General features: G+C 25.2%; 16 protein-coding genes. 1 reads left to right on the top strand and 15 read right to left on the bottom strand.

The window, feature by feature from the left end:
* Positions 1-307: 307 nt before the first annotated feature.
* The 8 genes from RWJ08_RS01220 to RWJ08_RS01255 all read right to left on the bottom strand — a co-directional run bounded on the left by RWJ08_RS01220 (position 308) and on the right by RWJ08_RS01255 (position 7,165).
* Entirely contained in the window at positions 308-610 is a 303-nt protein-coding gene (locus tag RWJ08_RS01220) for an SdpI family protein (RefSeq protein ID WP_313960803.1), read from the bottom strand.
* Positions 611-659: 49 nt separating this feature from the next.
* A complete protein-coding gene (locus RWJ08_RS01225) occupies positions 660-1,088 on the bottom strand; it encodes a SoxR reducing system RseC family protein (protein ID WP_293439844.1) in 429 nt (142 codons plus the stop codon).
* A complete protein-coding gene (locus tag RWJ08_RS01230) occupies positions 1,076-1,789 on the bottom strand; it encodes a tRNA threonylcarbamoyladenosine dehydratase (RefSeq protein ID WP_269722241.1) in 714 nt (237 codons plus the stop codon). The genes RWJ08_RS01225 and RWJ08_RS01230 overlap by 13 nt, the downstream gene beginning before the upstream one ends.
* Positions 1,779-3,551 (bottom strand): aspartate--tRNA ligase, encoded by a 1,773-nt coding sequence (gene aspS, locus RWJ08_RS01235; protein WP_313960804.1) that lies wholly within the window; start codon positions 3,549-3,551, stop codon positions 1,779-1,781. Before aspS ends, RWJ08_RS01230 begins: the two co-directional genes overlap by 11 nt.
* Before the next feature lie 307 nt (positions 3,552-3,858).
* A complete protein-coding gene (locus RWJ08_RS01240; RefSeq protein ID WP_313960805.1) occupies positions 3,859-4,371 on the bottom strand; it encodes a hypothetical protein in 513 nt (170 codons plus the stop codon).
* A gap of 25 nt (positions 4,372-4,396) precedes the next feature.
* Positions 4,397-5,902: a murein biosynthesis integral membrane protein MurJ gene (gene murJ, locus RWJ08_RS01245; RefSeq protein ID WP_313960806.1), complete on the bottom strand. Its 1,506-nt coding sequence runs from the start codon at positions 5,900-5,902 to the stop codon at positions 4,397-4,399.
* Positions 5,903-5,948: 46 nt separating this feature from the next.
* On the bottom strand, positions 5,949-6,677 hold the full coding sequence (locus tag RWJ08_RS01250; RefSeq protein ID WP_009372728.1) for a hypothetical protein: 729 nt from the start codon (positions 6,675-6,677) through the stop codon (positions 5,949-5,951).
* A gap of 56 nt (positions 6,678-6,733) precedes the next feature.
* The gene (locus RWJ08_RS01255) at positions 6,734-7,165 is read right to left on the bottom strand and encodes a macro domain-containing protein (RefSeq protein WP_293439846.1); all 432 of its coding nucleotides are present in this window, start codon (positions 7,163-7,165) and stop codon (positions 6,734-6,736) included.
* Positions 7,166-7,396: 231 nt separating this feature from the next.
* On the opposite strand from RWJ08_RS01255, the gene RWJ08_RS01260 reads away from it, so the two are divergent.
* A complete protein-coding gene (locus tag RWJ08_RS01260) occupies positions 7,397-8,608 on the top strand; it encodes a nucleotidyltransferase family protein (RefSeq protein WP_313960807.1) in 1,212 nt (403 codons plus the stop codon).
* Positions 8,609-8,738: 130 nt separating this feature from the next.
* Here the strand turns inward: RWJ08_RS01260 and RWJ08_RS01265 are convergent, their stop codons facing one another.
* From RWJ08_RS01265 to RWJ08_RS01295, 7 genes are all read right to left on the bottom strand, one after another.
* Positions 8,739-9,428: an LrgB family protein gene (locus RWJ08_RS01265; protein WP_313960808.1), complete on the bottom strand. Its 690-nt coding sequence runs from the start codon at positions 9,426-9,428 to the stop codon at positions 8,739-8,741.
* On the bottom strand, positions 9,412-9,795 hold the full coding sequence (locus RWJ08_RS01270; protein WP_313960809.1) for a CidA/LrgA family protein: 384 nt from the start codon (positions 9,793-9,795) through the stop codon (positions 9,412-9,414). Before RWJ08_RS01270 ends, RWJ08_RS01265 begins: the two co-directional genes overlap by 17 nt.
* A gap of 33 nt (positions 9,796-9,828) precedes the next feature.
* On the bottom strand, positions 9,829-10,713 hold the full coding sequence (locus tag RWJ08_RS01275) for a DegV family protein (protein ID WP_313960810.1): 885 nt from the start codon (positions 10,711-10,713) through the stop codon (positions 9,829-9,831).
* A 109-nt stretch (positions 10,714-10,822) separates the two neighbouring features.
* Positions 10,823-11,365: a 5-formyltetrahydrofolate cyclo-ligase gene (locus RWJ08_RS01280; RefSeq protein ID WP_293439851.1), complete on the bottom strand. Its 543-nt coding sequence runs from the start codon at positions 11,363-11,365 to the stop codon at positions 10,823-10,825.
* The gene (locus tag RWJ08_RS01285; protein ID WP_313960811.1) at positions 11,365-12,642 is read right to left on the bottom strand and encodes a folylpolyglutamate synthase/dihydrofolate synthase family protein; all 1,278 of its coding nucleotides are present in this window, start codon (positions 12,640-12,642) and stop codon (positions 11,365-11,367) included. The genes RWJ08_RS01280 and RWJ08_RS01285 overlap by 1 nt, the downstream gene beginning before the upstream one ends.
* 1 nt (position 12,643) lies before the next feature.
* On the bottom strand, positions 12,644-13,495 hold the full coding sequence (locus RWJ08_RS01290) for a bifunctional 5,10-methylenetetrahydrofolate dehydrogenase/5,10-methenyltetrahydrofolate cyclohydrolase (protein ID WP_009372587.1): 852 nt from the start codon (positions 13,493-13,495) through the stop codon (positions 12,644-12,646).
* Between the two features lie 10 nt (positions 13,496-13,505).
* On the bottom strand, positions 13,506-14,144 hold the full coding sequence (locus tag RWJ08_RS01295; protein ID WP_009372798.1) for a cyclodeaminase/cyclohydrolase family protein: 639 nt from the start codon (positions 14,142-14,144) through the stop codon (positions 13,506-13,508).
* Positions 14,145-14,149: the final 5 nt, after the last annotated feature.

Below are 14,149 nucleotides of genomic sequence, written 5' to 3' on the forward strand. Positions count from 1 at the left end.
AATTATTTTTTTCAATAAAAAACACCAATTTTAATATTAAAATTTCTTATCTATTAATCTGATGTAAGTATAAAATATCTTTATTTGCATATTTTTTCTAATTACTTCATTGATTATGTTCTAAAAACATTTCATATTTTAATATTTTTTATCAAATTTATTTGTTATTAAATGTAATTGTACTTAATTTATTATAGATTTTTATTTATTAATAATTTTAATTAAAAATTTAGCAAAAAAAAGGCATAGTTTCAATCAAGTATTTGAAACTATGCCTAAAAAATAATTTTTTCTCAGTAACAATTATTTATTTTAAATTTTTTTGAACAAAAATATATATCAATATAGAATAAACAATTACTAAAAGTCCTTGTAAATCATAATATAAATTATTTTTTACAAAAGTATCGTTTATAAACGTTAAAACAAAATCAAATATTCCAAAAAATATAATATAGTTTGAAGATTTCTTTTGAGCTATTACCCAATTTTCCTTGTTCTTACTTGATTTTTTAGTTCTAAAACCATATATTCCCGAATCGAACTTTGGAGGAAATACCTTCATAATAATCCCTCCTGATATAAATACGATTGCTACAATATAAATCATAATAAAACCTCCAATCTATATTATCAACATAAATTATATCTACTACTATCTAATCTTTTTTTGAAATAATTTCTTCCATATACATTGCTTTTGTTGATAAATGTGCATATTTATTATCTACAAATTTGACAATTAAAAATGCCAAAAACATCGTAAATAAACCAATACCAAATCCAATCAAATCAATTCCTTTTAAATTAGGTAGAGCTATATTGACTAATAATATTGAAAGGATAAACATTAAAATAGGAAATCCATATAAGAAAATAGAATATTTTAATACAATATTACTATCCACTCCTATTTTTACATAATCTCCAACTGAAACATCTAATGTCTTTTTCATAACAATATGCATTGTTGGAGTTGGACATCCTCCACAAGTTTTGCAGGTTCCTTTACATCCACTTATTCTTGAAATTAAAACTTTACACTTATCTTCAGGTAAGATTTTTGTTACATATCCTACTTGTTCCATAATATCAAATCCTTTACTACTTCTGATGTAATAATTAGTCCCATAGTTGAAGGAATAAAGCTTATACTTGAAGGGGATGATTTTCTAATTTTATCAGATTCAATTATTTCTCCACTAGAAATTTCATCAGAACAAACACATTTTAATTTTTTTATTCCTAGCTTTTTCAATTCTCTTCTCATTACCCTTGCAAGTGGACAGCATGATGTTTTATATATATCCACTACTTTAAATCTTGTAGGATCCAGTTTATTACCTGCTCCCATTGCACTAATTATATTTATATTATTTTCATAACAATATTTTATCAGATAAATTTTAGAAGTAATAGTATCTATCGCATCAATAACATAATCATAGTATTTCAAATTGAAATTTTCAATATTGTTTTTATCTAGCTTTTTTTTGAATATATTTACTTTTATATCTGGATTGATAAGTTCTATTCTATTCTTCATTTCATCTGCTTTATATTTCCCAATATTATTTGACATTGCATGAATTTGTCTATTTACATTAGTTATGTCAATAGTATCAAAATCTACTAATGAGATTTCTCCTATTCCACATCTACAAAGCGATTCAACTGCAAAACTTCCTACTCCACCAATTCCAAATACAATAACTTTAGAATTTTTTAAAATTTCAAGTGAATCCTTCCCTATTAGACTTTCAGTTCTTGAATAAATATTATTTTCCAATTTTTAAATTTAACTCCTCAAGTTGTCCTTCTGATACAATACATGGTGCATCTGTTAATAAATCAGATGCTGATTGCGTCTTTGGAAATGCTATTACATCCTTTATATTGTTTGTACCCGCTAACAGCATAATCAATCTATCAAGTCCAAATGCAAGACCGCCATGTGGTGGTGTTCCATATTTTAAAGCCTCAAGTAAAAATCCAAATTTTATTTCTGTTTCCTCTTTAGTAAGTCCTAAAGCTTTAAACATTCTATTTTGTAAATCAGAATTGTTAATTCTAATTGAACCTCCACCTAGTTCATCTCCGTTTATTACAATGTCGTATGCTTTTGCATAAACTTTTTCGGGATTGCTTTCCAAGTATTTAATATCTTCATCTTTCGGATGAGTAAAAGGATGATGTTTTGAAACATATCTTTTTTCTTCTTCGTCATATTCAAAAAGTGGAAAATCTACAATCCAGCATAAGTTATATTCATTAGGATTTAATAAATTCATTTCTTTTGCAATAACACATCTTAAAGCTCCTAGTGAATTTAAAACAATATCATTTTTATCTGCAAGCATTAAAATCAAATCATCATCTTTAGCTTCTACCTTTGTTTTTATATTAGAGATAATTTCTTCATTTAAAAATTTTGAAATAGAAGATGTAACTTCTCCATCAGTTATTTTTATCCAGAATAAATTTTTTGCACCATAATCTCTAATTGAGTCAATTAATTTATCAATTTTCTTTCTAGTATATTCCTTTGAATATTTTCCAATTGAAATTGCTCTTACACTCCCACCAGAAGCAATTGCATTTTTAAATAAATCAAATTCAACTTCCTTAACACAATCTGTAATATTTCTAATTTCAAAACCAAAACGTAAATCCGGTTTATCACTTCCATATTTTTCCATTGCATCATCATATTTCATTCTTTTTATAGGTAATTCAATATCAATTCCTTTAATTTCCTTGAATAATCTTTTTAACATTCTTTCATTTACATCAATAACATCTTCAACATCAACAAAACTCATTTCAAGGTCAACCTGAGTAAATTCGGGTTGCCTATTAGCTCTTAAGTCCTCATCTCTAAAGCATTTAACTATTTGAAAATATCTATCCATTCCTGAAATCATTAAAAGTTGTTTCATTATTTGAGGAGATTGTGGAAGCGCATAAAAATTTCCCGGATTTAATCTAGATGGTACGAGATAATCTCTTGCTCCTTCAGGTGTTGGTTTATTAAGATATGGAGTTTCTATTTCCACAAAATTATTTTCAGTGTAAAAATCTCTGATAATCTTACATACTTTAGCCCTTAATTTTAAATTATTTTGTAAACTTTCTTTTCTTAAATCTAAAAATCTATATTTTAATCTTAAACTTTCCGAAACATTGTCGTAATCTTTAATATAAATTGGAGGAGTTTGAGCTGTGTCTAAAACTACTAATTCATTTACTTCAACTTCAATATCTCCAGTAGGTATTTTTGAATTTTTACTTTCTCTTTCACTAACAACTCCTTTAACAGCTAAAACAAATTCTGATCTTATTTCTTTTGCACTATTAAAAACACTTTCTCCTAAAGTATCTCTCACAACTATTTGTGAAATTCCAGTAGTATCTCTTAAATCCATAAAAATTAATGAACCTAAATTTCTTTCCTTAGCAACCCAGCCCATCAAAATTACTTCTTTACCAATATCTTCTTTTCTTAAATTTCCACACATATGTGTTCTTCTTAATTTTCCCATTTGTGCCATATTATCCTCCTTATAAAAAAATCCCTGCAAAAATGCAGGGACGAATTAAATCCGCGGTACCACCCTAATTATAGGTATCTCTCTTTATAATAATAGCTCCAGATTGTCCCGTTTTGTTTTAATTAGTAACTTTCACCAATTGTTACCTCTCTAAAAATCTTAACAAAACTTTTTTCCTTCATCGCCTAATATTCTAATTTAAGTAATTATATCAATATTATCAAAAAAAGTCAACAAAACGAATTATACACAATTCCTAATACTTAAAAGTAAGATACCAATAATATAATAAGCTCCTATTATAAAACTATTCTTTAGTTTCTTTTTCTATATTATCATTTATTTCTTCTATCTCATCATCTTCTTCATAATCATATTCAACTTCATTATTATCAACAAGTTCAACATCATTTTTATTTTTGTTAGTTAAATACCCATATCCACCTATAACAACAAATACACATGCAATAATAGGATAAATCCAAAATGAAAATTTATTATTTAATTTAGGATATATCTTTAAAAAATTTTTAAAAACTGTAAAAAATGTAAAATGATAGCGGTTAGCTATACTTATAGAAGTTACAATTACCTCAGCTAAAAGCATTGATGCACAAGAAATAATAATTGATATAATAACTCCAATTTTCGTTAATTTTCTTGAAAATAAAGTATACATAAAAATCGCACAATATAAAGCAACAAATCCTGACCATGAACTAAACACTCTTAACATAGCCACTCCTACATACAATGCAACTCCTGGTAAACATCCGATAATTGCACCAATCGTTCCAAATAAAATATTTCCTTTTTTCATAATATCTCCTTTTTATTATTTTTATTTAAAATTTTTTAACAATAACTTTTAATATATCTATTGCTTGTCTTGTTCTCAATAAAACAGAAACAATTGTATAAATAATAGCTGCGAATATTAAAGCAACTAAAAAGCTTAAATTTGAAGACAACTTAATATTTAGTAAAATAAATATTAATTTTGATATAATTGCCATTGAAATCACAGAAATTAAGACTTTTATACCATTATTAACAATTGCTTTTGACTTTATCTTTCCAATTTGTTTTTCAAGTTTAATATATAAATTTACTGCTCCAAATATAGTTGCAATACTTGAGCCTAATGCAAGACCATTAAGTCCCATAAATCTTGATAAAATAATTGACATAATTACATTTATTATTACCATTTCAACAGAGTTTATAAGTGGTATTCTAGTCATTTTTAGTGCATAAAAAGCATTAGAAAGTACATCTCTAATTCCTAACCCTATAAGTCCTATTGCATAATAAAACAAAACTCCAGAAACCAGAATAACATCATTTTCATCAAACTTTCCTCTTTTAAATATCAAAGTTACTATTTCCTTTGAAAAAATTAGTATTCCTACACAAGCAGGTGTTACTAGATATATAATAGTTGAAAGAGTTTTAGCAATCTGTACTTTAAACTTTTGTTTTGACTCTATAGCTAATTTACTAAGTGTTGGGAAAATAGAAGTAACAATAGATACTACTAAGATTCCCCATACAAATTCATTTAATTTAACTGAATAAGATAGAACAGAAATACCTCTTACAGAAATAAAAGATGCTAAATTTTTATCAATAAGTTGATTTATTTGATTTACAGCAACCCCAAAAATAATTGGAAGTGCTAATACTAACATTCTCTTTATATTTTCATCTTTAAAATTTACAATAAATTTATGTTTATATCCCGTACTTCTAATAGCTGGAATATATGGTATATACTGAAAAATTGTAGCAATTGCAACACCAATTGGTGCTAATATTGGATTTATCTTATAACTTATTATTAAAAATATTATAATTACAATATTATATATAAATCCTGTTGAACCAGGAACTACAAAATTACCCTTTATATTTAAATATCCTTTAAGGATTGAGTTTAGTAGTTGAGCAAACATTCCAAGTATAGTAATTCTAGTAAATGTAACTGATAATTCAAAAATTTCTCCAGAATATCCCATTGCAAATAAAAATACAATTTGTCTTGCAAATATATAAGCTAGAACTGTTGCAATAAGGGAAATTATAAAAATTATATTTAAAATATTACTTGTAAATTTTTCAGATGTTGCTTTTCCTTCTCTTTTTTCCAAAGAAGTGTAAGTTGGTATAAAATTAATTGAAATACCAGACATAACAAATCCTAAAATTGTATAAGGAACCAAAAGTGAAATTTGAAAAGCAGTTGCTATCTCTCCTGTTCCATAAAAATAAGATAATAGTATTTCTCTAAAAAATCCTAATATTTTAGATAAAATATTTATAACCATTAGCAAAAAAGCTGTATAACCCATAAAATTCTCCTATCATAAAAAAGGTCAAAAACATAAGTTTTTGACTTTAGTTTTTATATCTACTTGTTACTTTATCATTAAGTCCATACCATATAAATATTCTTGAAGTTTTATGTAAATGATCCATAAAAACTTTATTTATATGATTATAAAGTTCCTCTAAATCTTTTTTTGTCAAAAATTTTTCTTTTTGTAAAACATAATAATTATTATCTTTAAATTCTAATTTTAATTGTTTTACAATATAATTATTAAGATTAAAAATATAATCCTTAATCACATTTTCAAAAAAATCATTAGTCTTTTCTTCAAATTTTTTATTTAAATTATAATAATCTATAACATTATTTATTAATCTATTTCTAAATCTATAATCTTTAGATGATAATTTTCTTACAATAAGTTTTTGCTTTCTACTAATTTTTAAATTAGGATAATTGACTAAAAAATAATTTTCCACTTCATTAGCAAAAACATTTGATTTTTTTCCATATATATAAGAATCTACAGCTAAAACAATTTCAAGACGATTTATATCGTCATAAACCAATTTTTGTACTGCACTTTTTATATATTCTTTATCAGATCTATTCTTGTAGAAGCTGTCTAAACTCTTTGAGATTTTATTAAAAATTGCTTGTCTAAATCTTACATTAAATCCACGTTGTTCAATTGAGAGTGAGGAAATAAAAATATCAAAGGCAACTGAATCTTTTAAATATAAAAAATTATATTCTAAAGCAATTCTAGTGTCTTTATCTAATAACGCATTCATATTATCCTCCTCCCTTAATTTAATCATTAATATTTTCAAAAAAACATTGTTTTAAGCTATTTACACAAAAAAACTACTATATCATTATTTAAATTTCTTAAAAATCTTTTAAAAACTTCACTATGTTTAGATCCATAACTATTAAAAAGCCTTGTAATATCAACAGCAACTGTATTGAATTCACGTCTTTCAATTTCAATTAAAATATTAGAAAAAATACCTTCCAAAAATTTTTCATCTTCTTCTTTTTCAATTTTTTGTGGAATTGAACAAAGTACAATATAAGTTGCTTTGAGATTAAACGCCGGAACAACTTTAAATTCTCCTGTTGTTAGTGAACTTAATTTACTAAAAACATCGAGTAGTCTATTTCCGGCCTTAGATATTATTTCCATAGTATCATCATTTGAAAAAGAATTATCAACGAAATAAACTATGCAGTCAGATTCAATATCAAAAATATTTTCGCTAACTACTCTAATATCCATAACAAACCTCCAAAAGCTTATAATAAAAATAGTACAATTATTATATATTTTTTTTTAGTTTTAGTCAATAATCATAAGCATATAAAATTGATAATTTTATGATTAATATTTTTTAATTATTTTTCAATTAATAAAATGTTATGATATAATAATCGTATATAGTAAAATTATTTACTTTATTACGAATATTTTAATATAATAATCTTTAAATAATTTTAAAAAGGAGATTTTATGAAAAACTCAGGAATAATTGCTGAATACAATCCATTTCATTTAGGTCATAAATATCAAATAGATAGAATAAAAAATGAATTGAATTCCAATATAATTGCAATAATGAGCGGAGATTTTGTTCAGCGTGGTGAATGTTCAATCTTAGACAAATACACAAGGGCTAGAATTGCAGTTAATAATGGAGTTGATCTCGTAATAGAACTTCCATTTTACTACAGTTTGCAAAGTGCTGAAAACTTTGCAAAAGGTGGAATATCTATTCTAAATAAACTAGATATCATAGACTATCTTTGCTTTGGTTTCGAATGTGAGAAAAAAGAGGATATTATAGAAATTGCAAAATTTCAACTTCAATACAAAAATGAAATAGAAAAAATCTTAAGCTATGAAATGAAACTTGGAAAAAGTTATGCAGTTGCATATAAAAATGCTTGTATAGAAATTAACAGAAAATATAAGATTTTAGAAATACAAGATGACTTTTTTATTTCCAATAATATTCTATCAATTGAATATGTTAAAAATATAATATTATCAAAATCTAAAATAACTCCTTTTCCTATAAAAAGAAAAGGAAAAAATTATAATGATGAGAATTACAATTCACAAGAACAATTAAGTGCTTCTGCAATAAGAAAAGCAATTTATGAAAATAATTTAGAAAAAATTGAAAATTTTTTAGATAAAATAACTTTTTATGAAATAAAAAATTCAGTAGAAAACAATATTTTACCTAATGAAAAAGTTATTTTAGAAATTTTAAAATACAATATTTTAATAAATCAAATCAATCCTGAAAATATTGTAAATTACGAAAATGGAATTTTAAATTTAATTAAGAAAAATATTTATTCAGTAAACTTTATAGAAGAATTAGCAGAAAAAATACAGAGTAAAAGATATAAAAAAGTTAGAATTAAAAGATTTATTTACAATTATCTATTGAATATAAATAATGAAATAAAGGAAATGTATTCTAAAGATATTGAATATATAACAGTTTTAGGATTTAACAAAAAAGGACAAGAACTGCTTAAAGAAATTAAAAATAAAACTAATTTAGAAATTATAACAACAAACAAAAGCACACATAATCTATCGGATTTTCAAAAAAACAAATTTGAAATTGAACAAAATTCAAGAAAACTTTATAAGCTATTCACAAATACCAAAAATGAAACTGAGTTTATATCTTTTTTGCATGAATAAATATAATAATAGTTGTCTTGTATAAAATAATACAATCATAAATGTATGATATTTATCTAGTAATTTCCAATAATTAAACATTAAAAATAAGCTGATAAAGACTACTATTGTATTCTTTATCAGCTTTTTGCTAAATAAAATTTAATATTACAGGAATTAAAATTACTGCTAAAATTCCTGAAATTGAAATTGATACTGTAGCAATAGAGCCTTCGATTTCTCCAAGTTCCATTGCTTTTGCAGTTCCTAGAACATGACTGCAAGAACCAAGTGCAACTCCTCTTGCAACTTTATCATTTATTTTAAAAATCTTAAAAATTAATTCTCCTACACTATAACCTATAATTCCACAGATAACTATAAATACCATAGAAATTTCCATAATTGCTCCAATTTTCTTTGAAATTTCATAACCTATAGCAGATGTAACAGATTTTGGTAACATAGAAAGCAAAATCTCTTTACTTATTCCAAAAACATTGCATAAAAATATTCCAACAATTGCTCCAACGCTTATTCCAACTAGACATCCAAACAATATTGGAAGAAAATATTTTTTTATTATATCTAAATTTTTATATAATGGTACCGCTAGTACTACAGTTGCCGGTGCAACAAAAAAAATTAATATATCGGCTCCTTGCCTATAATTTGAATATGGTATATTAAGAACAACAAGAACTAAAATAATTAAAATAGAAGATGTAACCATTGGACTTAAAAATTTTAATCCTAATTTTAATTGAATTTCATACCCTATTACAAATGTTATTATAGTTAAAAAAATACCAAAAAGTGGATTGTTAATTATTAATTCCATTTTTATCTCCTTTTACAAAAATCTTTACAAAAAAAGTTGTAGCAAAAGCCGTGATAATCATAGATACAACTACACTTACAAATAAGATTAAGAAAATTTGTAAAAATTTCCCATTAAAATAATGAAATTTATCTATAACTCCAATAACTAATGGTGTCATAAAAAGTGTAATACTTTCAAGTAAGAATTCTGAAACTTTTTCTATTTTCTTTAAATTAATTACTTTAAAATATAACAAAGTAACTAAGAATAACATTGATAAAATCGTTGCTGGTATAGGAGATTTAAAAATAACCTCTAAAATAGTTCCAAAAAATAAAAAAATTAAAATAACTAAAAATTCATAAATATGTTTAATAAAAATCATCTCCTAAAATAATTTAAGGGTTATCTCTAACCCTTAAATTTCAAACTTATCATATTTCCCATATAATTCATCAAGATAAACCATTGCTACTACTGTTGGCCCTGTATGACATCCAATAACAGCATCTACTCCACTAATTAAAATATCGTCATTATTAAATTCACTCATCAATAATTCTTTTAACTCATTTGCCTTATCTTCACAATCTCCATGAAAAATAACAAGAGTTTGTTTATCTAAAACATTTGATCTGTTACTAATTATATCTACAAGTTTCTTTTTAAATGCCTTATGACCTCTGACTTTATCAAAAAAATTAAGTTTCCCCTCATCTTTCGAAACATCTAATATAGGGCAAATATTTAATAAATTGCCTATTATAAATTTAGCTTTATTTAATCTTCCTCCTCTATAAAGATAAGTTAAATCATCAACAGTAAAAATGTAATTAATGTGTTTTTTATAAAAATCTATATATTTTAATATTTCTTCTATACCTTCATTGTTTTCAATCATTTTAGCAACTTTTATATCAAGAATTCCATATCCAAAGCTAGCTCCTAAACTGTCTATTATGTGAATTTTAGCTTCTGGAAATTCATCTAATAAGTCATTTTTTACCATATTAGCAGTATTATAAGTTCCGGAAAGGCCTGAAGATAAGGAAATATAAATAATTTCATTTTTTTCTAATACTTCTTTTTTAAATGTATCATAAAAATCTTTATATGATACCTGGGATGTTTTATAATTAACTCCTTTAGCCATATTCTCAAATAATTTATATTTATCTATATCATGATTTAAAATATATTCATTTTCTCCATCAGTAACTACCATATTAAAAATTTGGATTTTATATTTTTTTGCAATTTCTACTGGAATATCAGCTCCCATATCAGAAAATAACTTTATCATATCTACCTCCATTTTTAAAAAACTTACCTAGTCTATATAATATACTATTTTGGAATTTTTTGCAAGAAAAAAATAGTTTTAAAATAAAACTATTTTTGAAAATTAATATTTAATTTGTAATTACCAAATCCACGGGCAAATCAAATTCGTTTTTCGGAACTTTCTCTACAATTTGTTCTTTAAATGCCAAAGCTATAGTATGTCCTTTATAATCTTTTAAATATCTATCATAATATCCCCCACCAAAGCCAATTCTATAATTATTTTTATCAAATCCTACTCCAGGTACTAATATTAAATCAATATCATTTTTTTCAACAATGTTTTTTTCAATTTCAGGAGGTGTTTTAATTCCATAATAACCCTCAATTAATTCATTCAAAGAATCTATTTTATAAAAAGTCATTTTTCTAGTTTCTTTTTCGCATATTGGTGAACATACTGTTTTACCCTCTTTTAATAATTTTTCAATTATAGGGTATGTGTTTATCTCCGTTCCAAATGGAATTGTTAATGCTACGCATTTAGCATTTTTAAAATTTCCATTTTCATACAATTTTTTATATAAAATTTCTTCAAATATTTTTCTATCTTCTTCAGATATTTTTTTTAATTTTTCTTGAATTTGTTTTCTTATAATTTTTTTATCCATTAATAATCACTCACTCCCAAAAGTTTGCGAACTTCCCCCACAAAATATAAAGATCCAAATGCTGAAATTACATCTTCTTTATTTGAAATTTCAAAGGCTTTATCAATAGCATCTTGATAGTTTTCAAAACTATAAACTTTTTTTTCAGTTAGGACTTCAATTCTCTCCTTTAATTCCAATGCTTCCATTGCTCTTTCTGAATCTGGCCTTACAGTTAGAAAAACATCAAAACATGGAATAATTTTCTTTAGCATTTCATTATAATCTTTATCAGCTAACACTCCAAAAATTGCAATTTTTTTATTATTTTTATAGTAAAAATTCATATTTGAAATAAATTTTTCTATACCGTCAATATTATGTGCTCCATCTAAAATAAAATCTGGATTTTTAGAAACAAGTTCAAATCTACAAGGCCAATCAACTGTTGAAAATCCATTATATATACTTTCATTTGAAATATCAAAACCCATTTTTCTAAGCTCTAAAAGTAGCTCAAGAGAAATTGTAGCATTTTTAACTTGATGTGATCCAAGTAAATTTATTTTTAAGTTTTTAAAATCTTTATAGTCAATAACTTGCCCTGATTTTTTATTTTCCAATACTTTAATTTTAGATAAATCATTTACTATAACTTTAGAATTCTTAGATTTCGCAACTCCTATTATATTATCCATAATTTCAGTATCTTGGGAATATAGAACTAGAGGGACACCATCTTTAATTATTCCTGCTTTTTCAAGAGATATTTCTTTTATAGTATTTCCTAAAAATTGTTGATGATCAAAACTTATAGATGTAATTAATGTAATTAAAGGTTTGTTTATTACATTTGTAGCATCAAGTCTTCCACCTAATCCTACTTCCATAATAGCAAAATCACAATCTTCTCTGTAAAAATACAAAAATGCTAAAGCCGTTACAAGTTCAAAATCGGCCGGAAAAACTTCAAGAGTATTTGCAATTTCTCTTACCTCATTCATTAATTCTATTAATTTATCTTCTGGAATATTTTTATTATTTATTCTAATTCTTTCTTCAAAATTGTAAATAGATGGAGAAGTAAACATCCCAACTTTATACCCTTGTGAAACTAAAACAGAATTTACAAAAGAAGTGCAGGAACCCTTACCATTGGTTCCTGCAATATGAATAATTTTTAATTTATCTTGTGGATTTCCTAATTTTTCCATAAGATTTTTTATATTTTGTAAACCTAATTTAACTCCACTGCAAACTTCTCCTCTGAGTTTAATCATTGCAGTTTCATAATCCATATTATTTTACCTTTTTTCTAGCGGCAATTAAACATTTTTCTGCTAAAACTGAAGTAGTTATTGATCCAATACCGCCTGGTACTGGATTAATATAACTTGCAATTTCAGAAACTTCATCAAAATGAACATCACCAGTTACCTTTCCATTTTCATCATAATTTGTTCCAACGTCAACTACTATAGCTCCTTCTTTTACAAATTCTTTTGTAACAAAATGAGCTTTTCCAATAGCTGAAACTAAAACATCTGCATTTTTACATACTTCTTTTAAATTTTGAGTTCTACTATGACATACTGTAACTGTTGCATTCTTTGCCAATAATAACATTGCAACAGGTTTGCCGATAACATTACTACGCCCTAATACAACTGCATTTTTACCACTTAAATCTAAATCATAAAATTCTAACATTTTTATAACAGCAGCAGCAGTACAAGGAATGAAACTATCTTCTTTCGGATAGAAAACTTCTCCAATATTATATGGACTTACTCCATCAATATCTTTTTTAGGATTAATTTTCATTCCAACCAAATCATCGTCAATATGTGCAGGTAATGGTCTTAAAAGTAAAAAACCATCAACACTATCATCGTTTCCAATTTTTTCTAGTTCAGAAATAAAATTAGCTTCAGTAATATCTTCTGGATAGTGAAATTGAACACATTCAATTCCTAAAGAAGATAAAACTTTAATTGCTGCGTTTTCATAACCTATAGAATCACTTCTATCTCCAACTCTAATAAAACCACAAGTAGTAACTTTTCCTTTTTCTTTAAGTTCAGCAACTCCTGCTTTAATCTTTTCCTTTAAAGCAATTGCTACTTCTTTACCTTTCATTATTGTTGTCATAATAGTCTCCTTATTTTAAAAATCCATTAAATATTTCTTCAAACGCCTTGTTAGCAAGATTCGTTCCGTCTTTTAATAATTTCATGGATTTTTCATTTATCATCTTAATATTATCTTCATTTTTCATTGAAGAAGTGTTCGCAAAGACACTAAGACTTGCTCCTTTAAGAGCGGATTCTAAAAATACAGCTCCAGTTGCAACATCTCCAATAAGATTTTTGTTTCCAATTCTTATAAGTCTATCTACTAGACAAAGTGCCTCATAAGATTTTTCCATTATTTGTAATGGAATCATAGCAGCATTATAAAGATTTACTTCTAAAGCCTCTCTCTTTAATCTTTTTTCTTCGTCAGTATTTCTTGGCATCTTATAACATTGAGAAAGTGGATAAAAAGCATCCGCGTCTCCTTGAACTAATTCTTTTAAGGAAGTAATTAATTCATTATACTTTTTAATTTGTTCTTTAATTTCTTCTTCAACATCTTTAAATTTTTCATTACCAGTAGTATAAATTGCATCCATATTTAAAAGGGCAACTCCCAAAGCACCTACAAGGGCGGATGCTCCTCCGCCCCCTGGTACTGGTTGTTTATCTGATAATTCTTGAATAAATAAATTTATGGTTTTATCACACATTTTTTGTTCCATAAATT

Origin of the sequence: uncultured Parvimonas sp. (genome assembly GCF_963524015.1) — a bacterium.
Lineage (GTDB): Bacteria > Bacillota > Clostridia > Tissierellales > Peptoniphilaceae > Parvimonas.